The organism is Pseudoduganella aquatica (assembly GCF_009857595.1).
GTDB classification, from domain to species: domain Bacteria; phylum Pseudomonadota; class Gammaproteobacteria; order Burkholderiales; family Burkholderiaceae_D; genus Rugamonas; species Rugamonas aquatica_A.
This window is the reverse complement of the sequence record NZ_WWCU01000129.1, coordinates 1-480: the sequence shown is the minus strand read 5'-3', so window position 1 is coordinate 480 and position 480 is coordinate 1. Positions and strand designations below refer to the sequence as shown.

Sequence of the window (480 nt, the reverse complement as noted above, 5' to 3'; positions counted from 1 at the left end):
TGGCAGCATATTCAAGGTCGGAAAAGCTCTTTTGCATGGTCGATGGCGGACAGTGGGGGTGCCGTTATTGTCTCAGGTTGGACTGCCGCAGGGAACGGCGTCCGATGAATTAATCAGTGCTTCCCTAAGAAGGTTTGAAATTGCGCTACAACAGCTTTCCATGGAATGCATAGGAAATGTGCATCAAAAATAGCGAAAAGTACCAAGGACAGAACAAATACTGTCAGAACAATGGCGGCAACAAGCGACAATAGGGGACCTCGAATTACTGGGAAATCGGCTCCGAGCATGACGCAGATAATGCCCATTGAGGCGCAGACGCGATCCGTCGGGCCGATTAGTTGGCCATCTCTCCAGCGCAACCGCCTGATTTCGGCACTCCAGGCGGACTACGGGCGTTAGAACGCCTCGACGTTGGCCTGCTTCAGGTAGGAAAGGCGGCGCAAATTGTAGGCCGCAACCTTCCAGTTCAGGTGCAGC

The 480-nt window shown here is 53.1% G+C and carries 1 protein-coding gene; it reads left to right on the top strand.

Features of this window, described 5'->3' with window-relative positions; all coding sequences use genetic code 11:
• A partial coding sequence (locus GTP77_RS30415; protein ID WP_223149421.1) for a hypothetical protein occupies positions 1-193 on the top strand: 193 nt, incomplete at its 5' end.
• Positions 194-480: the final 287 nt, after the last annotated feature.